General features: G+C 57.4%; 34 protein-coding genes. 19 read left to right on the plus strand and 15 right to left on the minus strand.

What is annotated here, in order from left to right; genetic code table 11:
- The first annotated feature begins 2 nt into the window (after nt 1-2).
- From CRP02_RS13605 to CRP02_RS13695, 19 genes are all read left to right on the plus strand, one after another.
- The gene (locus CRP02_RS13605) at nt 3-629 is read left to right on the plus strand and encodes a hypothetical protein (protein ID WP_097171475.1); all 627 of its coding nucleotides are present in this window, start codon (nt 3-5) and stop codon (nt 627-629) included.
- Nucleotides 626-970, plus strand: a complete 345-nt coding sequence (locus CRP02_RS13610; protein WP_097171476.1) for an HNH endonuclease signature motif containing protein — start codon at nt 626-628, stop codon at nt 968-970. Before CRP02_RS13605 ends, CRP02_RS13610 begins: the two co-directional genes overlap by 4 nt.
- Nucleotides 967-1,263: a hypothetical protein gene (locus tag CRP02_RS27330; RefSeq protein ID WP_143539320.1), complete on the plus strand. Its 297-nt coding sequence runs from the start codon at nt 967-969 to the stop codon at nt 1,261-1,263. Before CRP02_RS13610 ends, CRP02_RS27330 begins: the two co-directional genes overlap by 4 nt.
- Complete coding sequence (locus CRP02_RS13620; RefSeq protein WP_097171478.1) at nt 1,260-1,718, plus strand: hypothetical protein; 459 nt, start codon at nt 1,260-1,262, stop codon at nt 1,716-1,718. The genes CRP02_RS27330 and CRP02_RS13620 overlap by 4 nt, the downstream gene beginning before the upstream one ends.
- Entirely contained in the window at nt 1,715-2,017 is a 303-nt protein-coding gene (locus CRP02_RS13625; protein WP_097171479.1) for a head-tail connector protein, read from the plus strand. Before CRP02_RS13620 ends, CRP02_RS13625 begins: the two co-directional genes overlap by 4 nt.
- The gene (locus CRP02_RS13630) at nt 2,007-2,435 is read left to right on the plus strand and encodes an HK97-gp10 family putative phage morphogenesis protein (protein ID WP_097171480.1); all 429 of its coding nucleotides are present in this window, start codon (nt 2,007-2,009) and stop codon (nt 2,433-2,435) included. Before CRP02_RS13625 ends, CRP02_RS13630 begins: the two co-directional genes overlap by 11 nt.
- Nucleotides 2,435-2,848 (plus strand): DUF3168 domain-containing protein, encoded by a 414-nt coding sequence (locus CRP02_RS13635; protein ID WP_097171481.1) that lies wholly within the window; start codon nt 2,435-2,437, stop codon nt 2,846-2,848. The genes CRP02_RS13630 and CRP02_RS13635 overlap by 1 nt, the downstream gene beginning before the upstream one ends.
- Complete coding sequence (locus tag CRP02_RS13640) at nt 2,848-3,162, plus strand: phage head closure protein (protein ID WP_323455366.1); 315 nt, start codon at nt 2,848-2,850, stop codon at nt 3,160-3,162. The genes CRP02_RS13635 and CRP02_RS13640 overlap by 1 nt, the downstream gene beginning before the upstream one ends.
- Nucleotides 3,159-3,551, plus strand: a complete 393-nt coding sequence (locus CRP02_RS13645; RefSeq protein WP_097171482.1) for a P27 family phage terminase small subunit — start codon at nt 3,159-3,161, stop codon at nt 3,549-3,551. The genes CRP02_RS13640 and CRP02_RS13645 overlap by 4 nt, the downstream gene beginning before the upstream one ends.
- Nucleotides 3,551-5,173, plus strand: a complete 1,623-nt coding sequence (locus tag CRP02_RS13650; RefSeq protein ID WP_097171483.1) for a terminase large subunit — start codon at nt 3,551-3,553, stop codon at nt 5,171-5,173. The genes CRP02_RS13645 and CRP02_RS13650 overlap by 1 nt, the downstream gene beginning before the upstream one ends.
- An 11-nt stretch (nt 5,174-5,184) precedes the next feature.
- The gene (locus tag CRP02_RS13655; protein WP_097171484.1) at nt 5,185-7,821 is read left to right on the plus strand and encodes a hypothetical protein; all 2,637 of its coding nucleotides are present in this window, start codon (nt 5,185-5,187) and stop codon (nt 7,819-7,821) included.
- Nucleotides 7,822-8,276: 455 nt separating this feature from the next.
- The gene (locus CRP02_RS27335; RefSeq protein ID WP_143539321.1) at nt 8,277-8,630 is read left to right on the plus strand and encodes a hypothetical protein; all 354 of its coding nucleotides are present in this window, start codon (nt 8,277-8,279) and stop codon (nt 8,628-8,630) included.
- A gap of 277 nt (nt 8,631-8,907) precedes the next feature.
- Complete coding sequence (locus tag CRP02_RS13665) at nt 8,908-9,108, plus strand: hypothetical protein (RefSeq protein WP_097171486.1); 201 nt, start codon at nt 8,908-8,910, stop codon at nt 9,106-9,108.
- A 123-nt stretch (nt 9,109-9,231) separates the two neighbouring features.
- Nucleotides 9,232-9,699: a hypothetical protein gene (locus CRP02_RS13670; protein WP_097171487.1), complete on the plus strand. Its 468-nt coding sequence runs from the start codon at nt 9,232-9,234 to the stop codon at nt 9,697-9,699.
- On the plus strand, nt 9,699-9,920 hold the full coding sequence (locus CRP02_RS13675) for a hypothetical protein (protein ID WP_097171488.1): 222 nt from the start codon (nt 9,699-9,701) through the stop codon (nt 9,918-9,920). Before CRP02_RS13670 ends, CRP02_RS13675 begins: the two co-directional genes overlap by 1 nt.
- Before the next feature lie 48 nt (nt 9,921-9,968).
- Entirely contained in the window at nt 9,969-10,175 is a 207-nt protein-coding gene (locus CRP02_RS13680; RefSeq protein WP_097171489.1) for a hypothetical protein, read from the plus strand.
- Complete coding sequence (locus CRP02_RS13685) at nt 10,172-10,456, plus strand: DUF2293 domain-containing protein (RefSeq protein ID WP_097171490.1); 285 nt, start codon at nt 10,172-10,174, stop codon at nt 10,454-10,456. Before CRP02_RS13680 ends, CRP02_RS13685 begins: the two co-directional genes overlap by 4 nt.
- Nucleotides 10,457-11,912: 1,456 nt before the next feature.
- Nucleotides 11,913-12,530 carry a hypothetical protein gene (locus tag CRP02_RS13690; RefSeq protein WP_097171491.1) on the plus strand — a complete coding sequence of 206 codons (618 nt, stop codon included), beginning with the start codon at nt 11,913-11,915 and terminating at the stop codon, nt 12,528-12,530.
- A 40-nt stretch (nt 12,531-12,570) separates the two neighbouring features.
- Nucleotides 12,571-13,359 carry a DUF4393 domain-containing protein gene (locus tag CRP02_RS13695; RefSeq protein WP_097171492.1) on the plus strand — a complete coding sequence of 263 codons (789 nt, stop codon included), beginning with the start codon at nt 12,571-12,573 and terminating at the stop codon, nt 13,357-13,359.
- A gap of 294 nt (nt 13,360-13,653) precedes the next feature.
- Here the strand turns inward: CRP02_RS13695 and CRP02_RS13700 are convergent, their stop codons facing one another.
- The 15 genes from CRP02_RS13700 to fliI all read right to left on the minus strand — a co-directional run bounded on the left by CRP02_RS13700 (nt 13,654) and on the right by fliI (nt 26,988).
- Nucleotides 13,654-14,991, minus strand: coding sequence for a flagellin (locus tag CRP02_RS13700; protein WP_038489820.1), 1,338 nt, complete (start codon nt 14,989-14,991; stop codon nt 13,654-13,656).
- A 262-nt stretch (nt 14,992-15,253) separates the two neighbouring features.
- A complete protein-coding gene (locus tag CRP02_RS13705; RefSeq protein ID WP_097101503.1) occupies nt 15,254-16,597 on the minus strand; it encodes a flagellin in 1,344 nt (447 codons plus the stop codon).
- 592 nt (nt 16,598-17,189) lie between these two features.
- Entirely contained in the window at nt 17,190-18,200 is a 1,011-nt protein-coding gene (locus CRP02_RS13715) for a flagellin (protein WP_097171493.1), read from the minus strand.
- Nucleotides 18,201-18,572: 372 nt separating this feature from the next.
- Complete coding sequence (gene fliP / locus CRP02_RS13720) at nt 18,573-19,310, minus strand: flagellar type III secretion system pore protein FliP (RefSeq protein WP_003515060.1); 738 nt, start codon at nt 19,308-19,310, stop codon at nt 18,573-18,575.
- Entirely contained in the window at nt 19,307-19,807 is a 501-nt protein-coding gene (locus tag CRP02_RS13725) for a flagellar basal body-associated FliL family protein (protein WP_013635471.1), read from the minus strand. The genes fliP and CRP02_RS13725 overlap by 4 nt, the downstream gene beginning before the upstream one ends.
- Nucleotides 19,808-19,835: 28 nt before the next feature.
- Nucleotides 19,836-20,552 carry a flagellar basal body L-ring protein FlgH gene (gene flgH, locus CRP02_RS13730; RefSeq protein WP_003515062.1) on the minus strand — a complete coding sequence of 239 codons (717 nt, stop codon included), beginning with the start codon at nt 20,550-20,552 and terminating at the stop codon, nt 19,836-19,838.
- Nucleotides 20,549-21,085 (minus strand): MotE family protein, encoded by a 537-nt coding sequence (locus CRP02_RS13735; protein ID WP_013635472.1) that lies wholly within the window; start codon nt 21,083-21,085, stop codon nt 20,549-20,551. Before CRP02_RS13735 ends, flgH begins: the two co-directional genes overlap by 4 nt.
- Complete coding sequence (locus tag CRP02_RS13740) at nt 21,082-22,203, minus strand: flagellar basal body P-ring protein FlgI (RefSeq protein ID WP_013635473.1); 1,122 nt, start codon at nt 22,201-22,203, stop codon at nt 21,082-21,084. The genes CRP02_RS13735 and CRP02_RS13740 overlap by 4 nt, the downstream gene beginning before the upstream one ends.
- Nucleotides 22,200-22,688, minus strand: coding sequence for a flagellar basal body P-ring formation chaperone FlgA (gene flgA, locus CRP02_RS13745; RefSeq protein WP_013635474.1), 489 nt, complete (start codon nt 22,686-22,688; stop codon nt 22,200-22,202). Before flgA ends, CRP02_RS13740 begins: the two co-directional genes overlap by 4 nt.
- 20 nt (nt 22,689-22,708) lie before the next feature.
- Entirely contained in the window at nt 22,709-23,497 is a 789-nt protein-coding gene (flgG, locus tag CRP02_RS13750; RefSeq protein ID WP_003515079.1) for a flagellar basal-body rod protein FlgG, read from the minus strand.
- A gap of 122 nt (nt 23,498-23,619) precedes the next feature.
- Nucleotides 23,620-23,955: a flagellar hook-basal body complex protein FliE gene (locus tag CRP02_RS13755; RefSeq protein ID WP_003515080.1), complete on the minus strand. Its 336-nt coding sequence runs from the start codon at nt 23,953-23,955 to the stop codon at nt 23,620-23,622.
- Nucleotides 23,952-24,371, minus strand: coding sequence for a flagellar basal body rod protein FlgC (gene flgC, locus CRP02_RS13760; RefSeq protein WP_003515081.1), 420 nt, complete (start codon nt 24,369-24,371; stop codon nt 23,952-23,954). Before flgC ends, CRP02_RS13755 begins: the two co-directional genes overlap by 4 nt.
- A 3-nt stretch (nt 24,372-24,374) precedes the next feature.
- Nucleotides 24,375-24,767: a flagellar basal body rod protein FlgB gene (flgB, locus tag CRP02_RS13765; protein WP_097171494.1), complete on the minus strand. Its 393-nt coding sequence runs from the start codon at nt 24,765-24,767 to the stop codon at nt 24,375-24,377.
- Between the two features lie 238 nt (nt 24,768-25,005).
- Entirely contained in the window at nt 25,006-25,578 is a 573-nt protein-coding gene (locus CRP02_RS13770; RefSeq protein WP_097171495.1) for a hypothetical protein, read from the minus strand.
- A 3-nt stretch (nt 25,579-25,581) separates the two neighbouring features.
- Nucleotides 25,582-26,988 (minus strand): flagellar protein export ATPase FliI, encoded by a 1,407-nt coding sequence (fliI, locus tag CRP02_RS13775; protein ID WP_003515084.1) that lies wholly within the window; start codon nt 26,986-26,988, stop codon nt 25,582-25,584.
- Between the last annotated feature and the right edge of the window lie 2 nt (nt 26,989-26,990).

The following is a 26,990-nucleotide window of genomic DNA, read 5'->3' on the forward strand; positions in this document are numbered from 1 at the left end:
CCATGACCTACCATCGGCCCGCCTACGAAGAAGTAAGGATCGCGCATGGTGGCAACACCGTGGCGCTTCGCCCTACCTTGCGAGCCGCAACTACCCTTGAAGCACGCTTCGGCTTTCCCGCAATGTTCGGGGCGCTGGACGAAGGCAACTTCACAATCATTTCTGAAATCGTCCTCGCGGCTTCGTCCCCCGCGCAGGATGCGGCGGCTTTCTTGGCTGGCATACCCGGAAAGCCGCTTTCCTCTTTCTTCGACGCCGTGCAAGCACCGCTCTTTCAGCTTGTCATGATGTTACGCCCGTCCCCTATGAGGGAGGCAAGTAAGTCCGCTCTTACTTTACCGGGGAAGCCGGTGTCATGGCCGGATTACTATTCAGACCTCTATGAGAAGGCGACCGGCTGGCTTGGCTGGACACCGGATGCGGCATGGAACGCCACGCCGACCGAAATCGACCGCGCGTATTCCGGCCACATCGCCAAGCTGAAGGCCATTCACGGCAGCGGTGATGCCAAGGAAGACAAGCAGACTGACCCTGAACAGGCCGCACGCAACGTGGAAGCTGGCCTTGATCCCGAATTTGACCGGGCCGGGCTTCAGGCCCTCAAGGCAAAGATCGGTGGTCGCGCATGAGCTTGCCGCCACGCATCTGTTCTTGTGGCCGCATTGTGCCGCATGGCGTTCTTTGTGAATGCCAGCGCGCCGCGACCCGCGAGCGCAACGCCCGCCATGACGCACGCCGCCCTTCGGCCCGTGCGCGCGGCTATGACAACACATGGCGCAAGGCCCGCGCCGAATACCTCGCCATGCACCCGCATTGCGCCATGCCCGGTTGCGGCAAGCCTGCATTCGTCGTGGATCACATCATTCCGCATCGCGGCGACCGGAACCTTTTTAACAGCCGCGCCAACTGGCAGCCGCTTTGCGCACCCTGTCACAATTCAATCAAGCAGCGGCAGGAGCGCGCGCAATGACACTACGCCTTCTGCTTCTCTATCCATTGAAGAGCTTCGGCTCGATTGGAGAACCCAACATCGGAGTTTACCTTGTGGATGCGTCTGCCCTTCACATCGATAATATGCCCGACATCGAAGAATTCGGTCACGCGCCCATCAGCGTCAGCGATTGTTTGCCTGTGAATGTAGAAGTCGCCGTGTTCTTCAATATCCATCGTTCTATGCCCTCCAACGTTTTGAGAGCATACACTTATCTGATTCAATCGCCGGATGTCGAACGTCCTCATCTACCGGATGAGGTTTTAGTATGACCCCGGCAGAACGTGCCCGTCAGATCGATAAGGACGAGTTTGACGCCGAGTGCGCAGCTATCCGACAGCGCGCTTATTCTCTTCTCGGCATTCAGACCCAGCGCGAAGCAAGAGTTGAACGCTGGGTCAACCGCGAAGAGCCTAAGGCTGTCTACAAGCCTTTCATAATTAAGCGCCAAGCGGTCCGCGAAAGACCGCGAGGCCCGCAGATTCATACAGTGCACGGCGTCTCGCTCACTTCAAGACAATGGGCCGAGCGTCTCGGCATCAGCACCAATGCGATGGCACAACGTGTCCACCGTCACGGCAGCGTAATCGCGGCCATCCTCAAGCACATCGATCTCAACGGGCCGGGGGTGGTCTCCGACTTTGAGCGTTCGAAGGGAACCGGCGCGGGGAGCACCTTACAAGAGACGCCGAATATAACTTTTTCTGGAAAGGCCGAAAACGCATGAACAGCGTCCCGCTTTCGCTTGCGAAATCACACCTGAATATCGACGGCACGACCGACGACGAACTGATTTCGTTCTACATCGAAGCCGCAGACGCTTGGCTTTCCAACTATATCGGGAAGCAGTTCGCCGATCTTGATCCCGTTCCGGCAGACCTGAAGCGCGCGGCGCTCTTGCTCGTCGCCTATTATTATGAGCAGCGGGAAGCCATTGCAGCGGGCATTTCTATGCAGTTTGCGCCGCTCGGCGTGACCAATATCGCCAATTCTTACCGTGAAAACTGGTTCGGCAATGGCGAATAAGAACGACAACGGCCTTGCTTCGACCCTTGCGGCCTTCGACCGCATCAAGCGCGCGCCGCGTGAGGCAGTCATTCCGGCCCTCTTGAAGTCCAGCAAGGAGCTTGCCAGCGCCCAGAAGCTTCTCGCCGAAACGTCGCGCGACACTGGCGCGCTGATCGATAGCATTGCCGTGACCATGCCCGGCCATTCGACGCCGCCGTATTCGCAGCCGGGCGGTTCGCGCATAGCAGGTGAGACCGAAGTTATCGTGACCGCAGGAAACAGCGACGTTCGTTACGCGCACCTTGTCGAATACGGCACGGCAGAAGCCGACGCACAGCCCTTTTTCTGGCCCGCGCTCCGGTTGCTCCGCGCTCGCCTTCAGAACCGCATCAACCGTGCCGCCAAGAAGGCGGTAAAGGACGCATGGAATAAGTGATGATTGAACCGACCCTTGCACTTCAGACGGCCATCCGGGCCGCCCTTATCTCCAATCCGGCAGTGAGCGCCCTTGTCCCGGCAGACCATATCCGGGCCGGTGGCTCGCGGCCTGACAAGACGCCTTGCATCATCATGAGCAATGGCACCACCGAATTGCACGGGCAAGACTACACCGCCCAGCGCGCGGCGTGGGTTTACAAGGACCTGCATATCTGGACGCTGGACGCTGGCGAGGATGCGGCCAAGGTAATCGCCTTCGCAGTGACCACAGCACTAGACAAGACCATCACCATCGAAGGCGGGTATTGCGATCATTTCCGCATCACGCGTGCCGTCTATCCGCGCGACCCCGACCCTACCTATGGTCACGGCGTCCTGTCCGTCGAAGCCCTCATTCGGTGGATTATCTGATGCGCGCCGGGAAGCTTGATCGCACCATCACACTCGAACGGCAGGTTGAAACCGTAGGTCCGACCGGCGCGGTTTCACCCGCCTGGACAATTATTGACACCGTGCGTGCCGAGATCGTGCAGCAGTCGGCGACCGAATTCCTTACCGGCTATGGCGAAGCAGAGAACGGGAGCGTCATTTTCCGCATCCGGTATCTGCCGGGCATCACGACCGCCGACAGGATTTCCTACAACGGTGCGGCCCATAACCTGAAGGAAATCACTGAAATCGGCAGGCGGCGCGGCCTCGAATTGCGGGCGGTTGCCACGTCATGACGCATACCCGTGGTGTGAAGCCCGCTGTTTCCCGTGACAGTGACGCGCTCAAGAAGGCACCTTCGGCACCGAAGCACCTATCCGGCTACGCGCGCGACGAATGGAAGCGAATTATGCCGGGCCTCGTTGAACGCGGCATCGTCACGAGGTCAGACCTTAGCGGCATCGAAGAACTTTGCATGTCGCGCGGCATCATCCGTGAGATTGAAGCAGCGCGCCGGGCATCGCCGGACCCGCTCGACAAGGTTCTCTTCGGAATGCAGAACCGCGCCATGCAGACGGCCCGGCAGCTTGCCGCCGAATATGGCCTGTCGCCAGTATCGCGCGCCCGCGTCGGCAGTGCATGCGGTAACGATGACGTCGCCAGCAACCCCTTCATGGTGCAGTGATGGCGGGCAGCACCTATCCGGCATGGGTATTCGACAACAGTCCGATTGACGATCCTTTCGGCCACGGCGAGCGCGCCGTGCGCTTTCTTCGCCTTCTGAAGCATCCTGCCAGCAGTGCGCCGGGCAGCTTCTTCACCTTGACCCGGTGGCAGGAACGTATCATTCGCCGCATATACGGGCCGCGCAATTCTGACGGCACGATGATCGTGAAGACGGTCTTGCTGTTTCTTCCGCGTGGTAACCGCAAGACCAGCCTCGCCGCAGCGCTCGCCTTGCTTCACACCATCGGCCCGGAAGCCGCTCCCGGTGGACAGGCAATCTTCGCGGCAAAGGATCGCGATCAGGGCAAGATTGGTTTCGAGGAAGCCCGGAACATCATCCGTATGGATAAGCGGCTGATTGCCGGAACCCGCATCTATGACGCCAAGAATGCAAAGAAGCTGATCGAATGTCCGGTGAAGCAGGCCACGCTTGAAGTCATGTCTTCAGACGGTGGCAAGGCGCACGGTCTTTCCCCGACCTTCATCCTCGCCGACGAACTGCACGTATGGAAGGGCCGCGAGCTTTGGGAGGCCCTGAAGTCTTCCCGCGTGAAGAAGCGCCCCCTGACGATCATCTGCACCACGGCAGGCGCTGGACACGAAAACTTGCTCTATGACGAGTATTTAAACGCTTGCAAGATCGCTAGCGGCGAGAAGGTGAACCCGTCCTATCTGCCTATCCTGTTTATGGCCGAACCCGGCGACGATTGGGAAGACCCGGCGACGTGGCACAAGGCGAACCCCGGCCTTGCAGACGGTTTTGTGTCGGTCGAAGAATTCCGCGACCTTGTAGCCGACGCCCGCGACCGTCCGCAGGAACGCTATGCCTTCCTTCAGTATAACCTCAACATCTGGCAGGCCGCTTCCCGCGAACCGCTTTTCAGTATGGCCGCATACGATGCCGGGCATGATCCGAACTTCGACCTTACCGATCTTGAGGCACTTCCGGCCTATCTCGGCGTAGACATGAGCGTCAACGGCGACCTGACCGCAGTTGTGGGCGCGTGGCGTCATAGCGACGGGCGTGTTTTCACTCACCCGTGGTTCTTTGTTCCGGGCGATGATTTGCGCGAGCGTGGTATTCGCGACGGTGTTCCTTATGAGCGTTGGCGCGACGACAAGTTCATTATTGCGGTTGATGGGCCGGTTATTCAGCCGGAAGCCGTCGAAGCCCATATTCGCGAGCTTTGCGCCCGGTTCGACGTGCGGGAAATCGCGTTCGACCCGCATCTTGCCCGCATGACGATGCAGCGCCTTCATGATGATGGCTTGCCCGCAATCGAGATGCGGCAGGGACCGCTGACGATGGGACCGGCAATCGGGCACCTTGAGCGCACCGTGAACGGCTTCAGCATCCGGCACAACGGCCACCCGATCATTCGCCATCACTTCGATAGCGTTGTTGCCAGTCGGAACGATACCGGCCTTGTTCGGATGCACAAGGGCAAGAAGACCGACCGCATCGACGGCGCGGTTGCCGCCGCAATGGCCGTGTCCCGTGCCATCGCGAACGATAGCCGCCGCTCAATCCTCAATATGGACCCCGATGAATACGACCGCCTTTGGTCAGAAGCAGCATAAGGAACCACGCAATGAACGACGAACAGCGCCTTGTAGTGAGCCTTGAGGCTCGCATGAACAAGTATGAAAAGGACATGGCCCGCGCCCGCAACGCGACCAACGACAACTTCAAGAAGATGGAGGGCCGTGCTCGGCAATCCGCACAGAACATGGAAAAGTCGATTGGCGGTGTTGCCGGGAAGATCGAAAGCATGTTCACGCCGCTGATGCGCGGCGGTGCTATGGTGGCCGGCATCGGTGGTGCGGCTATCGCCCTCAAGCAGATCGCCGACAGTGTTGCCGAAGTTGACCGCGAGGCCCGCAAGGCTGGCGTCTCGGCGAAGGCTTGGCAGCAGTGGGGCTATGTCGCCACGGCAACCGGGATGAGCATCGACGGCGTGACCGACGCCCTTAAGGAATTGAATATTCGCGGCGACGAATTTGCACGCACCGGCAAGGGTGGTGGCGCGGAATGGTTCGCGACGCTTGGCTATTCCGCCGAAGAAGTTGGCCGTAAGTTGCAAGACCCGAGCCGTTTCCTCGATGAGATCGTTGGTGAGCTTCAGAAGCTTGATCGTGCTGGACAGACCCGCGCCCTCGATGAGTTGTTCGGCGGACAGGGCGCGGAAGACCTCGCCAAGATGCTCGGCATGTCCGTTGCGGAAATCCAGAAGATGCGCAGCGAGGCGGCGACCTTCACCGACGAACAGATTGAGGCCGCGAAAAGGATCGACCGCGAGTTTTCCACCATGTGGCGGAACTTCACGATATACGCCAAGCAGGCAGCTATCGAAGGCGTTAACGTCGCATCGCGCATCATCGGTGCAATCAATGACCCGTCCGGCGGTGCGCGTGACAAGGCTGTTGCAGCCTACAATACGCCGGAACAGCAGTTGAAGCGGCTTCAGGACCAGCGGGAGCGTATCCTTCGTAAGATTGCCGATACCGAAGCTAACCCGCTCAATTTGATGAAGGAAGTCGAACTTCGCCAGCTTCGCGCCGCCTTGTCCGCCGTGGATGCCCAGATTGATGAGGCCAAGGGCGGCAGTAACGAATTCAAGCAGGCGCTTAAGGAACTGTCCGCCGCAAGCAATAGCCTGTCCGGCGCGATGGGTGGCAACGTCGCCGCCGCCGCGAACTTCAAGACCGCGCTCGCCGACCTGAAGAAGCTTGTGCCGGAACTGAAGGCAGAACTGGACAGTCTTGCCACAATTGACGGCATTGATGCCGCCTATCAGCGGGCCGTGGGCAACGCCCGCACCATGGGCGAAGTCATGAATGCAACCGACCTTGCGAACCGCGCTAAGAGCATCGTCCGGTTCGGCAAGCACGATAATTTCCTCGATCTGGTCGCCTCGGTCGAAAGCGGTGGCGACTATAATTCGACCCTCGATAATGGCCGGTGGACCGGCGGCGCACAGAACCTTGTCGGGATGACGCTCAATCAGGTCCGTGATCTTCAGCGCACCATGCTTGCCAATCCGGCGAACCGCGCCCTCTACGGCGACGGCAAGGGTTCGTCCGCACTTGGCCGCTACCAGATCACGGGCGCAACCCTTGAGGGACTTATCAAGGAACTCGGTTTGTCCGGTGATCGGCTCTACGATCAGGATACCCAGGACGAACTTGCCCGCGCCCTCATGCGTCGTCGTGGCAATGATCCGGCTGGCCTTCGCAATGAATGGGAGGGTTTGCGCCGTGTCGATGATGGCACCATTCGCGACGCCTATAACGGCACGCCTACCGCCGCCCAGCCGCTTGCGCCGACCGATAGCGAGAAGGCGAAGACCGATCTCATCAAGCAGCAGGACGCCGCCCGCAAGAGCCTGAACCAGTCGGTGCAGGAGGGTCTTGACCTTGCCCGATTCGAACAGTCGATTTCCGGCATGTCTGCATCACAGCAGCGTATCGAGCTTGCCGTGTATCAGGCCCAGCAGGAAGCCAAGCGGGCAGGGATCACCCTGACCGATCAGGAGCTTGCCAAGATTCGCGAGAAGATCACGCTCACTCAGCAGCTTGACGGCGAAAACAAGAAGGCTGGCGACAGTGCCGAAGGCCTGAAGAATGCGCAAAAGTTCTTTGCGGAGAGCTTCACGTCGTCCCTGTCCGGCCTTCTTACCGGAACACAGGATTTGAATGGCGCGGTTCGCAGCCTCATCAATAACTTGATCGACGCAACGCTTCAGGCCGCACTTCTCGGCAAGGGACCGCTGGCCGGACTGGCCGGAATAGGCACCGGCATTCTTGGCAAGCTCTTCGGTTTCTCCGAAGGTGGCTACACAGGCGATGGCGGGAAGTATGAACCGGCAGGCGTAGTGCACAAGGGCGAATACGTCATGAGCAAGAAGGCAACCAGCCGGATCGGCATCGGCAATCTTGATGCAATGCACCGCGGCGCGCTGGGCGGATTTGCCGAAGGTGGTTTCGTCGGGGATGCACCGTCGATCCGCACGCCCGACCTAAAGGCCGCGAACAGCAGCGCGGCGGTGCAGGCGATCTCTATCAATGCGCCGATTACCGTGAACGGCAGCGCCGGGACGCCGGAGCAGAACAACGACCTTGCCGGGAAGCTGGCGAAGCAGATGGAAACGACCGTTCGCGGTGTCATCGCCGACGAAATGCGCAAGCAGTCGCGGCCCGGTGCCTTCGGCAACAGTAGAAGCCGCTAGTTTGACTCACAGGGAGGTGTAGGCGCGTTTTATGTGCCGGAATGCGTCTATCCCACACCCGGCACCTGAAAGCTTGTGTGTGAGTCTGTATGACGGAAACGCGGAATTTTTGTCCGGGGAGGGCGTTTGCGTCCCCGGAGAGTCTGCTTGAACTACCTTCCGGGGAACGGTGACGAACTGGACAGCGCGAAGCGCTGACAAGGCCGAAGGCCGCGTAGGCGAGCCGCGCCAGCGGCGAGTAATGAACGCTTGCCCGCGTCAGCATTCCGTGTGCTTCGTCGTCTATTACATATCTCTATAATAAGAGTATAAGTATATAGATAGAGAAGCACACGGAATGCTGATGCAAAGACCGAAAAATATTTGCAACAAAAATTATTCCAGCTTTTTGTGCGTTGCCACCATCTGACCCGCTATAAATCTCAATAGATGACGATTGATGATGAGGTGACGAAATGGCAGTTGAATTAGCTTTTGCTGATTCCATCGAGGGCTTCCGGCAACGTCTGGCGCACGACAAGGCAGAGCGCGCACTTGAGCGCACCGAATCTGGAAAGGCTGAACGCGCCGCCCGAGCGTCTGCCGAAGGCCGCGACGATTATAAGCCGCGTCGGTGGTTTGCCAATGACGCGACACGCCAACTCGCCAAGCAGCGCGACAGGGAAGAACAGCAGTCTGTGAAGCGGGCAACGGGTGTCCGTGGTTATACCTTCCATGAGACAGAAGAGGCCCGCCTATCCGCCCGTAGGGAGAGCAATAGGCTGGCCTCACGGAAGCGCCGGAAAAATGCAGCGACACCGACAGCCTGATCAGCGCAGCACTACTATGTTTCCGTCGTGGTTTCGGCCTTCTCGAGCCGCTCTAATTCACGCTCGACAACTTCCCGAATGAATTGCGCCCGTCGGTTCGCGCCAACCAGTGCGTCAATCCTATCCAGCGTTTTCTCTGGAAAGCGAACATTCGTGAGTTTCATATGTAAAGGTGGTCTACCCAAAACAGCCCTCATTCAAAATAAACACTACCGCTTATTGACCCTATAAACGGTAGTGTTTAATGGTCCGTTACCGAAGTAACGGAGACCGGGAAATGACGCAGCAAAATTATATCGCCACCGACGCATACCATGACGTTCTCGACAATCTGGAAGCTCAGGTCCGCAACTTCGATCCGGCAGCGCCCGACGACATGCGCACGCGCCTGATCATGATCCTCGGTGAAGTAGGCGGCATTTGGCCTATCTCGTGCTTCAACGGACAAGATGAGGGCGAAGTGATCCTCGCCGGATAACGCGCCTGCCAACAATCCTGTCATAAGAAATCAATGGCTTACAACACGCCTACGACCGCCCTATTGCTAACCATACTTTCGTGTGACCAATAGGAGGTCCCATTAACGCAGAGGGACGACCCAATGACCCACATGCTCCAGACCAGCGCACCGGCTGCAACGATTGACCGCTACTCCGTATTTTACGACCCCACGGCACTTGCGGTGTCACTGAAGGCCTCGGCCAGTTATATTGAGCATTGCGCAGAAAAGCACAACGTGCCGCTCGCAGAGCGGCGGCTTCGTGAAAGCGTTAAGCGGTGCGAAAGTATCGCCAGCGATATGGAACGGTTGAAGGATAGCAACCCGGCGCTGATCCGCTACCGGAATGCCCTTGGCGATCTTGATACCGTGCAGATTGAAGCGTTCGCTCGGATCGTTATCGATTATCAGGCGAGGATTGGCAGTGGTTTCGTTCCCGTCTCGACCAATCATTATTTGGCTGACCTTACGGCAATGATTTTCGCCGTGGCCGCAATCGATACGCCGGTTTGCATGGGTGGAGTAGGAACCGGATTCGGCCCACGCATTAGGTATTCGGAGGTAGCATAATGCGCTTCAACCCGACCCTTTGCGAAATAATCGATAACGCGAAGGCCAAGTATGGCAACGACTTGCAAACCGCCGCAGGCGCTCTCGACGATTCGGAAGTCATTGCCGCGCTTCGCCTAACCGTGACGGAGCATCTTACCGTTCTCGGATTGCGAAAAGCGTCTAAGAGCGAGTTATGCCGCATCGTCCTTGATGCGCTGGCTACCGAAGCCGCAGATTGAATTATCGGCCCGCCAATCACGGCGGGCCTTTTCATTTCAGGAGCTACCATGTCGAACAGATATGACGGTTTATCGCCGAAGCACGCCGACGACCTGATGATCGGGATAATTGGCATTCTCGTCGCCGACGCAATGGACGAGGCTAGGGCAATGACGCGAAAAGAATGGGATGAGCGCGATATGGGCCATTTGCCAAACTACTTCGCCAGCGCAATTTACTACGCCGTTCAAAATCGGATGCGGGGTGCGCCATGACGCGCTTCAGTGCCGAAGCAGCAGAGAAGCACATTCGAAAGAAGCATCCCGGGTGTCCGGATTTCGCGGTTGCATTCTTTATCGGCGAGATCGTTAGTAGGGACTGGCACGGCGTATCTATGGGCAAAGCAGTTGGCATCACCATGCAAACTAGTTTGCGACATCTTATGACCGACTATGACCAGATGCTTCTTGAAGGTGTTGACCGTGAGGAGGCCCGGCGACGCGTGCAGCCAAAGATAAATGCGATGATTCAGGCTTGGAAGAATAAGCGCGGTTGATGGTTGTTCATCTAAATCCGTCGGTAGATTTTCCCACGCTAGGGGTGCCTCAAAGCAACAAATGAATCGCAATTCCGGCCGGAATGGCGGGCTTATAAAGGATGCTCTGCAAAAAATCTACCTTAGATACAGCATGTTGTAGGCAATCTGTGGATTTCGAAAATTAATGTCTAAATGTAGTTGCATTTGATCGAAAGGACTCGACAACGACATCGAGTCGCATCAATATCTTAGCAGTTCGGGATATAGATTCGCGAACAACGACTGCCAACTGTCTTGCAGGACAGAAGGCAGTCGCTCTATGCGTGACCGCACACGTTGGCAACGCTCTGCCGTGCGGATGTTCTAGCGGATGTAAAATCCATCGTAGCAGATCGATTCTACATACACCGAGTCACTAGGGCAAGGCAGAGTGCAGGCATAAGGACAAAAAATATGCCGACACCAAGACGCTCACCAAAAGTGACGCCCGACATGGCTGCTGCTATCAAGCTGTTGTTGCGGCGGAAGATGATGCAACACGATATCGCCGCTCGGTTTGGGATAAACCCCGGACGCGTCAGCGAAATCAACACCGGGAAACTCTATCCTGAAGTCTCGGCAGCGAGGGACGTGTAACATGGCGAAGAAGCAATCCTCATCGCCGGTGTCCTCGTTAGCTTCGAAGGTGCTTTCCGGTGCCAAGAAAGCTACACCCACAGATGCAAAAAGACTTGCCGCTTCCGTCCTCTCACAGGACGAGAAGAAGGGTAAGTGAAAATGGTGTAGCCCGTGTATTAAACACGGGCTACACCGCGACCAACTGGAAAAGGTGGACCCCGTGACAGATAAAAATAGAACTTTTGCCCAAGATGGTTTTATGCCAACGCCGCGTATAGCGACAGAAGGAAAGGTCGTCGTCCAGAATGGCTATTTGCCGACTCCGACTATCTCGACTGCGCAAGGCCAGTCTCAGAACCAGACATCGGGGGATAAGAAGTAAGAATGGTTATTCGGCGGTTACCCTTCGAACCACTAGGTGGCGTGGTGCTGCCGCGCGGGGGAATCTCGGACCCGCAGGCCGGATACTTGAGCACTCCGCTAATTCGACCACTGACCACTTCCCAAAGTAAGAACGTAGAGGAAAAACCAAAATCAAAAGACGAGGATAAATGATGAGCGAGAAACCTAAGTTGCTGACCGAAGGGTATAAGCCCACGCCACCGCTGGTTTCGTCGGCAGCGAAGCCGGTAGTATCCTCTTCGGCACCGACACAGCCGTCATCCAAGAAATAGAGGTTTGTAATGGCCGATGATAAACCAATAATTTCGCCGGATACTGCTGTGTCGCATGATAGGATAGGCGCGAGTGTTTTGACAGGTGCACACAGCTATCTTCCGACCCCGGTTATGCGTCCATCATCTACCTCGACAGGCCCAAACACCTCTCAGGCCAAACCGCCTTCTACCGAGAAAAAATGATCAAAGGCATTGTTGATCTCTTGACAGCCATGCCACCCGAGAAGGGCATATTTTGTTTCCTATCGACATGCGCGACATCAACGCAGTGGCGATGGTTTCCCGAAAAGCTAAATCTGTTAGATATCGCCACCGCTGTTGGGGCGTTTGGATCATTCTTAGCCGTCATAACGGCTGCTGTCGCGATTTTCCAATCTGCAAAAGCACGTAACTTAGCTACCGTTATTGAGCTAACCCGCCAGTTGTCGTCTGAACGTGAGAAAGCTCACGCCGCTGGCATTTATGGATGGAAGGACGAAGAATTCCACGCCTTTCAGATGGTCCACCTTGTCGAGCAAGCATCAATGATCGTTAATCAAGGCTGGGTGTCGGGAACGAAGTCGAGAGAATTCTTACTCGATTGGCTTCGCGGCGAAATTCCGTCGATGGCTGATCAGGAAGCCTATCAGGCAATGTTCGAAGACGTTTCGGGTAATCAGCTGTGCGAGCTATTCAAGCTGCGCGATCAGTTCGCTGCTGAGCGTAAACTTGCTGAGGAAAAGGCAGAAATCGCGAGAAAAAAAGAAGACCATTTTGAGGGTATTTACCGGCGTTACCAAGCTAAGAAGCGTCGATAATCCCCATGCAAATGTCTAACCAATATCAGGGGAGCTATTGATGGCTGAACCGGCAGACCTTTCGACCGCTATTGCGACAGAGCTTGCCAAGCAAATTCCTGTCAAGGACGCTTACGACGATGCGCTCAAGCCGGGCGCAAAGCAGGTAGGCATGTTAGTCGAAGACGTTACCAAGGTCATCCTGCTGGGCCTCGCGCCGGTCCAACTCGTCGCAGCCCTTCAAGACCGTTACCGCGCTTTTCTGGACACATCGGTTCGCCGCGTGCCCGAAGCTGACCGTGTTTCGCCCGCGCCACAGATTCTCGGCCCCGTCTTAGAGGGCATCAAGTATGAACCAGAGGACAGTCCAATATCCGAAATGTTCTCGCAGCTTCTCAGCTCAAGTATGGACAAGAGCCGCGTGCAAAACGCGCATCCTGCATTTTCGCAGATCGTCCGGCAGCTATCGCAAGATGAGGCAACACTTCTCAATTCGATGTGGCAGCTATTGAACGAAGAAGGGCGATCCTATCGCCAACAATTTAAGCAAGATTTTGACCGCAAGACAGCGACCTTCAACAATACCCAAATGGAACTTGATGAGGTGCCACGCGATAACCTTGCTTTCCCTGAAAACGTTGAATTTTACGGACAGCACCTGTATGCGCTCGGAATCACGGCATTCTTCGACAGCGCTAAGCAAGAACCCTTATGGGACGACGGCACAAAAGGAAACGACGTGATCGATTACAATAGAACGCAGACTGGGATCCGCGTTTTCAAAGAGCTTCGGTTCACCGATGTAGGTCGGAAATTTATGGCGGCTGTCAGCCCGCCGAAGCGAGCATAATCACAACAAATTTCAGTCCGCCACACCGTTACAAAAATACTCATAAATATTTGATTTTATTTATCTAATGTTGATTTCAAATCTCTCTAGCAGCACCATTTTCCCCAATAAAATCAGAAATTTACGCGACGCCTTGGCAGGTATTCGTCGATAATGTCGGTGCGCGTTTTCGCGCATTCTGCACTGGTATCGGTAAATGTGAAAACCGCGCCTCTTGCGAAGCGCGGTTTCCATTTCCGAATATTCTGTTGCTGCCAGAGCGGGACGAAACCGCCCGTAGCCAACGGGCGCCGCTTACTGGCGGAATAGCGACAGGATATTCTCGGAGCTGGTATTGGCGATGGAGAGCGACTGGATTGCCAGCTGCTGCTGGGTCTGCAGAGCCTTTAGCTTGGTGGACTCTTCGTTCATGTCGGCATCAACGAGACGTCCGACGCCCTTGTCGATGGAGTCTGTGAGCTTGTTGACGAAATCTTCCTGCAGATCGAGGCGCATCTTGATGGAGCCGAGATCGGCGCTCGCGCTGATCAGCGATTCCAGCTTGGTGTTGACGAACTGGATCATGTTGTCGAGGCCGTCATTGTCCGTCAGCGGCTGGCCCTTGGCGTCCAGCAAACCGCTGAGATCCTTGGTGATGTCGAGATCGATCAGCGAGTAGCCGAGCTTCTGTGCCATCTGGGAATCTGCGGCGGCGGTTTCGAGGTAAATATTGTTATTGGACGAACCGCCGGTTCCGATTGCCGTTACAGTGGTGCCTGCAGGCGTCGGCGCGGTATTGTTGGCTTTTACGTAGAGGGCTTCACCCGCTGCGTTTTCGCCGATCTTGAAGTAGGTGCCGTTGTTTCGTGCGGTTGTCGCCGCAGCAACGGTTACGAGGCCGGTTACTGCGTCTGGAGCAGAAACTGTGGTCGTCGTCCCCGAGGGGAAACCCAGAAGCTGGGATTGCGTGAACACCTTTGCGGTAGAGGGCGTGTTTGTGGCAACACCTGCGGGTGTGGTCGTGGTGATCTCGAAATTGCGCAGGGAGCCTGTATCGGAATAATGGGCGGCGCTATCGAGGATACCGTTTTTCGCCGCACCGGTCGAGGTATCGAAAAGGGCAGTCTTGTTGTCGACCTGAACGTTGATCGTCTTGACTGCAACATTGCCCGCGCCGTCACGGATGAAGGAGCCGACGATCTGCTTCGTTATCGGGGTGAGGTTGCCGGATGCGTCGCTGATCTTGCCCTTAAGCCAGTTTTCGCCGGAGAAGGAGGCGGATTCGCCGATGCTTTTCAGCTGGTCCTGGAGCTGACGGATTTCTTCCTGGATCTTTGCCTTGTCAACGCCGGCCTCGCGGGCGGCAACCAGCTTCTTGCTGATTTCCTTAACGACATCGACAGTGGTTTCCATGGCGGAATAGGCTGTATCGACCTTTGCGGCGCCGAGGCCGAGGGCGTCCTGAACAGCGGAAAGAGCACCGTTATCCGAACGCATGGTGGTCGCGATAGACCAGTAGGCGGCGTTGTCGGAGGCGGTTTTGACGCGCAGGCCGGAGGAGACACGCGACTGCGTTTCTTCCATGTCGCTGCCGATTGCGCGGAGGGTCTGAAGGGCGGCCATTGCCGCGACGTTCGTCAAAATGCTGGTCATAATTATTTGCCCCTTGATTGGCTGAAATGAAAAGGGACATTCCGGATTGCCGCCGGTAACGATCGCGCGGCTTGATGCCTGTTAACCTCTTTTTCGTCTTGGTTAACCAATCGTTTCGATGGCTAGGTTTTAGGGCCCGAATGGTTAACAAAGCCTAAACTGTCGTTAATAAAAATTAGGAAATAATAATTTCTCTTAACCATGACAGAAAAAGCCGCACCCTTTCGGATGCGGCTCGATTTTCTGGCGATGTCTTTTCCGATTAACGGAAGAGCGACAGGATGCTCTGCGAGTCGTTGTTGGCGATCGACAGGGCCTGAACAGCCAGCTGCTGCTGGGTCTGAAGAGCCTTCAGCTTGGTGGATTCTTCGTTCATTTCAGCGTCGACCAGTCGACCGATGCCCTTGTCGAGCGAGTCGGTCAGCTTGTTGACGAAGTTTTCCTGCAATTCGATGCGCATCTTGACCGAGCCGAGGTCGGCTGCTGCCGATGTCATGCTCTGGAGCTGCTTGTCAACGAAGGAAACCATGGCGTCGAGGTACTGGTTTTCCGAGACTGCCGAGCCGTCGCTGTTCTTGAACGTGCCGGTCAGGTCCTTGGTGATGTCCAGAGACGTCAGGGAGTAGGTGAGCTGCGTTGCGAGCTGGGCGTCAGCGCCTTCTTCCAGGTAGATCTTGGTGGTGCCGTCGAGGCCGACGGCAATGTTGGTCTTGGTTGCCGGAGCTGTCGGCGCAGTCGTGTTGATTTTGACGTACTGGTCGTTGCCAAGATTGAAGTATGTGCCGTTGACGTTCGGAGTGGTCGTATCGGCGTTAGCGATCGTGACGATACCCGTTGCGGCGGCGGTGGTGAAGGTGACGGCGGTGCCGGCAGTTGCTTCCTTCAGGCCCTTCAGCTGAGCTTCGGTGTAAACCTTGGCTGCTGCAACCTTAGTCACCGGCTGTGCGGCGCCTACGCCGTCCGAGTCATTGGTGATTTCGAACAGCTTGTAGCTGCCCGTGGAAGAAAAATAGGCGTAGGAGTCGAGGACGCCCTGCTTGTCCTTTGCAGCGCCCGAAGACGTGTCGAACAGCACCGTGTTACGGCTCAGGTCAACGTTGACGGTCTTTACGGAAACGTTACCGGCGGCATCGCGAATGAAGGAACCAACGATCTGCTTGGTGACGTTCTTCAGTTCGCCAGCGCCGTTGCTGACGGTTGCCTGCAGCCAGTTTTCACCGGAGAAGGACGAGGAGCTCGAGATCGACTTCAGCTGGTCCTGCAGCTGCTTGATTTCTTCCTGGATCTTCGACTTGTCGACGCCGGGTTCGCGGGCGGCAACCAGCTTGTTCTTGATTTCCTTGACGACGTCGATGGACGATTCCATACCGGAATAGGCGGTATCAACCTTGGCGGCACCGAGGCCGAGGGCGTCCTGAACAGCAGAAAGCGCACCGTTGTCCGAACGCATCGTGGTCGCGATCGACCAGTAAGCGGCGTTGTCGGAAGCTTCGCCGACGCGCTGGCCGGAGGAAACGCGGTCCTGCGTCGTTTCCATGTTCTGGCCGATGGAGCGCAGGGTCTGGAGTGCAGACATAGCTGCTACGTTAGTGAGAATGCTCGTCATAGTAAATTTGCCCCTTGAATGGCTGATTAAAGAAGGGACATTCCGGTCTCACCGGGAACAGCGCACAGCATCATGCCTGCTAACCTGCTGATTTTTAATGGTTAGCTCGCCGTTTCGATGGCTCTAGCTAACCTCCATATGGTTAATGAAGAGCTAAGGGTCGCAAAAAAATGCACACGCTGAGATTTTATTATGCAATCTTCGCGCGCATGCGCGCGTAACCTGAAATGTTTAAAAAAATAATAAAGCCGCACCCGTTTCCGGATGCGGCTTTGATAGAAGGGCAATACGCTTGGGTCAGCCTCCGTCACGTTTGCCTGTTTCACGCAATTGCAAGACGGTCAGCCTCCGCTTGCGATCCTGCGTTTAGTGTCATTCAGGCCAGCGGCTATCCGCTTGTCCATGCCCAAAATCTGACAGCCGGTGCTTTCCAATTCCCTAATTTCAGGGCGCTCCCGGCGCTTCGCTCAAATCGTGGTAAATGCTTTCAAAGCAAGGATGGTAAACGAAATCTTCCCGTTTGCGGAGCACTCCACAAATGCAAAACCGCGCCCTTTCGGGCGCGGCTCGACTTTTGTAATTTTCGGTCCGATTAACGGAAGAGCGACAGGATGTTCTGCGAGTCGCTGTTGGCGATCGACAGAGCCTGGATTGCCAGCTGCTGCTGTGTCTGCAGAGCCTTGAGGCGGGTCGATTCTTCGTTCATGTCGGCGTCAACCAGACGGCCGATACCCTTTTCCATCGTTGCCGTCAGCTTGGAAACGAAGTCACCCTGCATCGAGATGCGGTTGGAGACCGCGCCCAGATCGGCAGCAGCGCTGTTGAGGGTTTCAAGCTGCTTGTCAACGTGGGTGATGAGCTTGTCGAGGATGTCGTTGTCCGTTGCAGCGGCAGTGCCGAGCATGGTGGCAGCAGCGCCCTTGTAGATGCTCAGGTCGGAAATATCGAGGTTCGAAACCGACTGCTTAACGCCGTCTGCGACAGCTGCCTTGTCGAGGATGCCCGTACCCTTGCCGTCTGTTACAGCGCCGGTATCGAACAGAACGTTCGAGCCGCTGAGCTGCAGATCGACGCGCTGAACCTTGACGGCGCCAGCGGAGTCACGGGTGAAGGAAGCAACAACCTGCTTCTTCAGGTTGGCAATAGCCGCATCGTCAGTACCGGCAGCGAATGCTGCGCCATCGTTGGATGCTTTCGTCTTCAGCCAGTTTTCACCGTTGAAGGTTGCGGAGTCGGCGATGGACGTCAGCTGCTTCTGGAGCTGGCCGATTTCCTTCTGGATCTTCTTCTTGTCGGCGGTCGGGTCCTGGGCAAGGATCAGCTTGTCCTTGATTTCCTGAACGACCTTGATCGTCGCTTCCATGCCGGAGTACGCGGTGTCGACCTTGGCTGCGCCGATGCCGAGTGCGTCAGAAACGGTGGAGAGCGCCGAAGCGTCCGAACGCATCGTGGTCGCGATGGACCAGTAAGCGGCGTTGTCGGAGGCGGAGCCTACCTTCAGGCCGGTCGAGATACGGCCCTGCGTGGTCTCCATGTTGTTGCCGATCGAACGCAGCGTCTGGAGAGCAGCCATAGAGGAGGCGTTGGTGAGAATGCTTGCCATAGTATTTTGTCCCTTGTTTTTACGAGATACTGGAGTTGGGGACATTCCGGACTTTGTATTACCGGTCACAACGTTTCGGCTTCATGCCACTCGGTTCCGAATTACTTGTCTCTGGAAACCAAACCCGCTGTGTGTAGGGAGAATTTGGCAGCAAAGAATTGCCCAATTGTTAATTTGAGCATTAAGAAATACTAGAAAATACTTATGGTTACTGCGAAGTATATTTAATTGGTAAGTTTTTAATTTAAAATTATAGTTATCCGACCCCTAGCAAAAACGGTAACCAAAGGGTTAAAACGCGAAAACCCCGCAGCCGTGGGGCTGCGGGGTTAACAAACAGGATTAACGAAGATTATTTCGGCACAATTGCCGTCAGTTGAACGATCTCACAAGGCTGCCGACCAGCAGGTTCCAGCCGTCGATCAGCACGAAAAAAAGGATCTTGAACGGCAGGGAAATCGAGGTGGGTGGCAGCATCATCATACCCATGGCCATGGTGATGGTGGCGACGATGAGATCGATGACCAGAAACGGCAGGATGATCAGGAAACCGATCTCGAAACCGCGCCGGATTTCCGAAAGCATGAAGGCCGGAACGAGCACGCGGTAGTCGACCACATTGTCGGTCATCACGACCTGTCCGCGCTCGCGGGCGATATCGACGAACAGCTTCAGATCCTTGTCGCGCGTATTGGCGTTCATGAAGGTACGGAAGGGTTCGGCGATGCGCCCAATGGCCTGCTGTTCGTTGATCTGGTTCTGCAACAACGGCTGCACGCCGTCCGTCCAGGCTTTATCGAAGGTCGGCGACATGACGTAGAAGGTCATGAACATCGCCATCGACAAGAGGATCATGTTCGACGGGGTCGATGCAAGCCCCATGCCGGAGCGCAGGATCGAAAAGGCGATCACGAAGCGCGGAAAGCTCGTGACCATGATCAGGATGCCGGGCGCGACTGACAAGACCGTCAAAAGGCCGAAGGTGCGGATGATCCATGCGGCGACGGATCCGTCTATCTGCGTATTGAACAGATCGGTCGGAAATTGCTGGGCGTTGGCAAGGCCCGGCAAAGCCAGAAGAACAGCGATGGTAACAAGAAATCGAATCATTCGATGACAAAGGTCCGGAACATGACCTTGGATACGCGCCCTTGAGAGCGCAGGTCAACTCGTTCCTGAATGTCATCCTTAAGATATTGAAAGCCGCGCGGCCCTTCCAGCTGCTGAAGGGAAACGGTGCGGACGTAGGCCATGATATCCTGGTGGATATCCTCCGCGAGATTGACCTCGACCGGACCCTTGAACATCAGCGCCACTTCGAGCCGCACCCAGTTCGTAGAAGGGTATGCAAGGTTGGTGGTGATGGGATCGAGCTGGACGATACCGTTCGCCTCGGCCGGGATTTTATCGATACCCTCGCCCTTCTTCTCGCCATGTTCACCGGCGGCAGCCGGGGCATGCGCCTCGGCGCCGGCGATCTTCGGGGCGACCATGCCGCCCACGAACCAGCCGCCGCCCGCACCCAGCAGGGTGAGGATTGCAACGCCAGCGATGGTCATGACCATCGGCGAGGATTTTTTCTTGCCCTCAGTCTGTTCGTTTTCCATTGGTCAGTCCCGCTTTCGCATGTCGGCGTCAGAGCGGCGAGAACAGGTCGACGACCTGCTGACCGACCGGGGGTTGCTGCACTTCCGTCAGGCGGCCGCGACCACCGTAGGAGATGCGCGCCTCGGCGATGCGCTCGTAGGAGATCATGTTCTGCGCATCGACATCCTGCGGCCTGACGATACCGCCGACGTTGAGGATGCGGATTTCGTGATTCACGCGCACTTCCTGCGAACCGCTGATGATGAGGTTGCCGTTTTCGAGAATGCCGGTCACCACGGCCGCCACCATCAGCGTCAGCTTTTCGGAACGCTTGGTCTTGCCCTTGGCCTGGGTGTCTGTGTCGGAGCCGTATTTGATGTTGGAATCTGCCTCCGGCGTCCAACCTAAGATTTCCGCCTTTGCCTTCCAGTTCAGGCCGCTGGAATTGGTGCGGTTGCGCTCGGTTTCGTTGTCGAAATCGGCCTTGTCGTTGATCTGGATGTTGACGGTCAGGATGTCGCCGATGTTAAGCGCACGTAGATCCTTGAACAGCGCACCCTGGCTGTCGCTCCACAACGAATAGCCGCTCGCCATGTGCTTCGGCTGCTTCGGATACATGCCCATCTGCGGCGTCTGGCTAAATTGCAGGCCGCTGCCGATCGGGCTCATCGCGGGAGCGTTGCCAATTTCCTTCAGGGTCTGGTTGTTCTGGCAGCCGGCAAGCAGGGCAAGCGGCAGGAGGAGGGCCGGAAGACGCGGGGTCATGAAGGATCCTTCGAAGTGTTTTTGTCGATTGCCTGCGACATGATGCCGGCGACGATTGCGGCTTTCTGAGCATCCATTTCACTGAGGATGAGGCCCGATTGGCGCGGCGGAAGCTGCATGATGATGGCAGCCGCGATTTCCACATGCATCTTTTCGAGCTGCGGTGCTGCGGCATCCGCCTTCATCGTCTTGTAGATATCGACCAGATTGCTTTTCGCCTGCTCGAGGAAATGATTGCGGCGTGCCAGCCAGTCCTCATATTCCGCCTTGCGGTCTTGCAACGCGGAAATGCGCTCGTTGACGTCAGCCTGAAGCTTTTCCAGCTCCTGCTTCTGCATGAGATAACGCTGGTCGCGGGCCGCGTCGGCAATATTGGTGCAGAATTTCTGGATTTCATCCTGCGTGCTGAGTTCGGACACCACGTTCTGCTGGCTTTCGGCGCCTGCGGCGGGCAGCAGGAAAAGCAGCGAGGCAACGGCCGCGAACCGGGTAAAGCCATTCCTGAAAGCAGTTTTCTTCTGAAGTTCCATCATTGCAGCACGAGCTCCGCCTGAAGGGCGCCGGCGGATTTGATGCCTTGCAGAATGGCGATGATGCCGTCCGCCTTAAGCCCGATGCTGTTGAGACCGGCAACCAGCGTGCGAAGGTCAGGGCCTTCGACGATGGCGACTTTGCTGCCTTCCTGCAGTGCCATGATATCCGTCTGCGGTTGCACCGCCGTCTCGCCGCGCGAGAAGGGCGCTGGCTGGATGACCTGCGGCGATTCCGTCACCTGCACGGTCAGCGTTCCATAGCTCACCGCCACGCGGGAAATGCGTACATCCGCGCCGATGACGATCGTGCCCGTGCGCTCGTTGATCACGACTTTCGCCGGCGTGTCCGTCTGGACCGTCAGGTTTTCGATTTCCGCCATCAGCCGGGTCAGGTCGGCGGTACGGGGCTTCTGCACCGAGATTTCCTGCGAATCGCGCGGTTCGGCGATGCCATCGCCGTAACGGGCGCGGGCAAAGGCGTTAACGACATCGGCGACGCGCACCGCGGTCGAAAAATCGGGATTGCGCAACTGAAGGACCAGATTGACGGAATCCTTGAATTTCGACGGCAGTTCCCGCTCGATGATCGCGCCGTTCGGCACGCGCGCCGAAGTCGTGACGCCCTGCGTCAATGTCGCTGCGTCGCCCTGGGCCGAAAAGCCGTTGACGATCAGTGCTCCCTGCGCGACCGCATAGATCTGCCCGTCTGCACCGGAAAGCGATGTCATGATGAGGTTGCCGCCGCGAAGCGAGGAGGCGTCGCCGAGCGAGCTGACCGTCACGTCTACACGGCTGCCGGGGCTGGCGAATGGCGGCAGGTTGGCCGTCACCATCACGGCGGCGATGTTCTTGGCGTTGGACTGGCCGCCCTGCGTGGTGATGCCGAGGTTCTGCAGCATGGCGCGCATGGACTGTTCGGTGAAGGGTGAAGAGCGCAGGCTGTCGCCGGTACCCTGTAGGCCCACGACGAGACCATATCCGATCAGTTGGTTGTCGCGTCCGGCCTGCAGGGATGCGATATCCTTGATACGGGACGTGTCTGCCTGGGCGGGCGGCGTCGAGAGGAAGGGCAGGGCCGAAATGACCAGAGCCGCACAGAGGATACGAAGCACTTTCATTTCGCCATAACCTGAATGGTTCCGTCCTTCATGACGGTACCGCTGACCATCACGCCGGAATCGATGTTGCGTACCCTTACGACCTCGCCGAGCGAGCCGTCGCTCATGGGCGTTCCGGACGCCATCAGCGTCATGTTGCCGATGTGGAAAACGAGTTTGACGCTCGTGCCGCGCACCACAAGTGACGGTTCACGAAGCGCTGCAATGGGGATTGTGCGGCCGGGAAGCAATGTCTGCTTGGAGATCATGCCTTCCACTTCGCTGATATCGCTCGCGTAACCAGCGGAAATGTTGGGGTTGGTCACTTCCACCGGCTTCACCTGTTCGGGTGTGATCGTCTCGCCCGGATAGATCGTCCGAGTAGGAACCAGCGCCGTCGGTGCCTGTGCAAAAGCGGGTGCCATGGCACCCAGTGAAAAGGCAGACGCAAGGCACATACGGACGAGTGCCGTTCTGCAGCTGCTATGTTTCCGGCCAAACCTCATGTCCGCCTGCCTTTCCGTTCTTACTTCAGGTTCTTGCTGACAATCGAAGCCATTTCGTCAGCGGTGGTGATGACCTTGGAATTCATCTCGTAGGCGCGCTGCGCCGTGATGAGGTCGGTGATTTCCTTGACGGCATCGACGTTCGAGCCTTCGAGGTAGGATTGCTTGATGTAGCCGTAGCTCGGATCATCAGGCACGCCGATAACGGCGGCGCCGGAGGCCGGCGTCTGGGAAAAAAGGTTGTCGCCGAGCGGCTTCAGGCCCGCCTCGTTGGCAAAGTTGGCGATGGTCAACTGGCCGAGTTCAGTGAAATCCGCAGCGTTGCCGATGCGGGCGGTCACCTGACCCGTGCGGGTGATGGTGATGTCCTGCGCGTCGGTCGGGATATTGATGTTCGGGATGACATTGTAGCCATCAACCGTCACGAGGTTGCCGTCAGCATTCTTGTTGAAGGCGCCGGCGCGGCTGTAGAGCGTCGAACCGTCGGCCGCCTCGATCTGAAACCAGCCCTGGCCGATGATTGCCACGTCGAGCTTGTTGCCGGTTTCGATCAGGTTGCCCTGGGTGTGGATGTTGCGCACCGCGGAAGTCTGCACGCCGAGGCCGATATTGGCTCCCTCAGGCACGATCGCCTGGTTGGCGCGGTTCGGCACACCCTGCATGCGCTCGGTCTGGTACAGAAGATCGGTAAACTCTGCACGCGCGCGCTTGTAGCCGGTGGTGTTGATGTTGGCGATGTTGTTGGCAATGACTTCCAGATTGGTCTGCTGGGCGTCCATACCGGTGGCAGCGATGGCAAGAGCTCTCATGTCATTTTTCCTGCGGGGCTAGAGCATTTCCAGTAGAAGCGCAGAGCGGTTCTAGGTCCGGAAAGTGCTTAAAAACAAAGGCCTAGAGCGCGGCCAACGATTGGCTTCAAACCGGACGCGCTCTAGATCTGCATCTTGGTAATGTCGAGATAGGCCGACACGATCTTGTCGCGGAACGCGATGGCCGTTTGCAGCGACTGCTCGGCCGAAAGCACGGCATCGACCACTTCGCGTGTGTTTGCCTTGCCCTGAATACCTTCGAAGGAGGCCACTTCCGCCTTCTTCAGGTTGTTCATTGCATCCGTCGACATATTGCCGAGAACGCTTGCGAAGCTTGCGCCTGTCTGCTGGGCGGGCGTCGTCTGCTGGCTGCCGAAAATGCTGTCGGTCAGCGAAGAGACGTTGCTCGTGCCACGCGTGAGCGAGAGGGAACCGAGTTGTTTGATGCCGTCGATCATTGCGATGCTTTCAGAAGGTCGATGGTGGAGGCGACGAGGTCGCGTGTCTGGCGGATGACCTGAAGGTTGGCGTCGTAGCTGCGGTTGGCTTCGCGCATATCCGCCATTTCGATCAGGACGTTGACGTTCGGCATCTTGACCATGCCGCTGGTGTCGGCGGCCGGATTGCCGGGGTCGTATTCGTGGACGAAATCGCCACGGTCGACGCCAAGCTTCTTTACCGTCACGCGCTGCACGCCGCTCACGCGGTCAAGCTCGGAGCCGAATGTTACGGTCTTGCGGCGATAGGGGTCGGCGCCGGGCGTGTCGCCGGTCGATCTTGCGTTGGCAATGTTTTCCGAAACGATGCGCAGTCGGGTGGACTGCACTTCCAGGCCGCTGCCCGCGATCTTGCTCGCCGCACTCAAGGGATCCATGGTTTACCTCTTTACCGTCATCAGCATCATGCGATGGAAGGATTTGACGAGATTGGCGTTCAGGTCGTATTGCCGCTTGATCTCGCCGGTCTTGGTCATTTCCTCAGCAAGCGCGACCGAATTGCCGGACTCCTGCATGCCGATCTCGTTATTGATCGGGTTGTCGCGCACCGCGATATTTTCGCTGAGCTCGCTCGCACCGAAATGGGCGGGATGGGTCTTCGCCATGCCGACCTGCTGGCTGGTGGCCTGCATGACCGCTTCGAAAGGACTGACATCCTTGGCGTGAAACTTGGGTGTGTTGGCGTTGGCGATGTTGGTCGCCACGACTTCCTGCCGCACGCTCAGCCATTCCGCTTGGCGGGAGGCCAGATCGAACAGTTGAATCGGTTGCATAGACTTCTCCATCTCGTATGGCCCGAACCTACGGTGCTAATCTTGCGTCAGACTTGCGGGGAGGGGCGGAGGTGCGGAAGCACTGGAGAATCTGATCCCGGAGGCGATTGGGAAAACAAAAATGGCGCGCCGGCAAATGCGGCACGCCCTTGGATCGAATAGTGAATTGCGAAGACGTCTCCGTCCTGCCGGACTGGATCCGGCGACGGCAGCAAACTTCAGCAGAGTGCCGGTCTGACTACTTCTCGGGATGATAGGTTTTACCGGAAGAGGTCTCTATCATCCACTCGCCGTCGCGCTGCTCGATTTTGGTCAGGCGCGCATTGTCGGGCAATGTGGAGCCCACCCGCACCATATACATGCCCGATCCGTCCTCGATCAGGGCGCGGCCGTTGGAGACATGCAGCAGGCGGAACGAGGTCTGGCCGGGGAAGGGCTGGTCTTCAAGCCCTGCGGCGAGATTGTTCTGCTTTTCCTTACCCTTTTCGCTGACCGTCGCCGTCGTCAGCATGTCCGGCAATTCGCCGGGCGCTGGCACGTCTTCCTTGTTGCGATTGGTCATGGCGAGGGGCGAAACGCTGAAGACTTCACGCGGACCGGTATGGGGCAGGTCGCGCGTGCGGTCGCCGTCTGCCACCCTCATTCCAAACTTGTCCTCGTTGAAGAACACGTACCAGGGGAAAAATGCGGCGGCGGCGGCAAGTCCTATTCCCGTCCACGCCAGAATACGGTCGGGCGTGAAGAAGGGAGGCTGCGGCTGTACGTTCTCGAGGTCGTTATCGTCGATCTTGTCGATCTGTTTCTTTTTCACGGGTCAGCCTCTCATTCTCGGGTTTACCTGTGGCTGATTATTTTGCACTCCTCCGCGCAACGCAGTCGCCAGATCGGCGTAGGCGTCCTGCGCCGCCGGTTCATTCGGAAGCTGTTTCAGCGTTTCATAGATGATCGGAACCTGTTTCACCGCCATGTCGAGATCGGGATCGGTGCCGGGTCGATAACCGCCAATGAGGCGCAGATCCCGCGTTTCCTCAAAACGGTGCACCAGCGCTTTCAGACGCGACACCAGCTTTTCCTGATCCGGTGTCCATGCCTTCTTGGCGAGACGCGAGATCGAGGCCAGAGGATTGATCGGAGGATAGCGGCCTTCTTCTGCAAGGCTGCGATCCAGCACGATGTGGCCGTCGAGAATACCGCGGGTCGAATCGGCAATCGGATCGTTGTGGTTATCGCCGTCGACCAGAATGGAGACGATGGCGGTGATGGTACCGCTGCCTTCGGCGCCGGGTCCCGCCCGCTCAAGAAGGCGCGGCAATTCGGTGAAGACCGAGGCCGGATAGCCGCGTGCCACCGGCGGTTCACCCGAAGCGACCGCTACTTCGCGGATCGCATGGGCAAAACGGGTCACGCTGTCGATGATAAGAAGGACGTTGTCGCCCCTGTCACGGAAATATTCGGCAATGGTGACGGCCGAAAGAGGCGCCATCTTGCGCAGCATCGGGCTTTCGTCGCTGGTCGCGACAACGGCGACGGACTTGCCCATATTCTCGCCCATCGTATCCTCGATGAACTCGCGCACTTCGCGACCGCGCTCGCCGACAAGCCCGATGACGACCTTGTCGAAGGCATCGGCCTTGGCAAGCATCGATAGGAGCGTGGATTTGCCCACGCCTGAGCCCGCAAAAATGCCGAGACGCTGGCCAAGGCAGAGAGGCGAGAAAATATCGATTGCCCGGACACCGGTCTTGAAGGGCGTCTCCACCCGCTTGCGCGTCATCGACGGCGGTGCATTGCTGGAAATCGGACGGCGCTCCGTGCCTGATGCAAGCGGACCCTTGCCATCGATGGGTTCGCCAAGCGCATTGATGGTGCGGCCGCACCAGCTGTCGTCAGGCGCAACGCGGAAGGCACCCTTGCGGATGACGGTGTCGTGAATGCCAATCGGCTCGCCCGGTTCAATGGGGCAGACGTAGCAGATATCGGGTTCCACGCGCACGACTTCGCCGAGATGGATGCCGGTCGCGCTGCGATGGGCGACGAACTCGCCCAGCCTCACATGCCGCGACAGGCCGGAAACCGTGTAGTGTCCGGCGGCGATGGTGCGGACATGGCCGCCCGGCGCCACCGAAAACTCCGGATCGGCATAGTGCCCTGCAAGGCTGGCCAGCTGGGCGAGCTTCGGTGAAATCGCCTCGACCGTGAGCGTGGATTCCGGCATTGTCATCG

Source organism: Rhizobium sp. AN5 (genome assembly GCF_900215255.1).
In the GTDB taxonomy this organism is placed as follows: Bacteria; Pseudomonadota; Alphaproteobacteria; order Rhizobiales; family Rhizobiaceae; genus Agrobacterium; species Agrobacterium tumefaciens.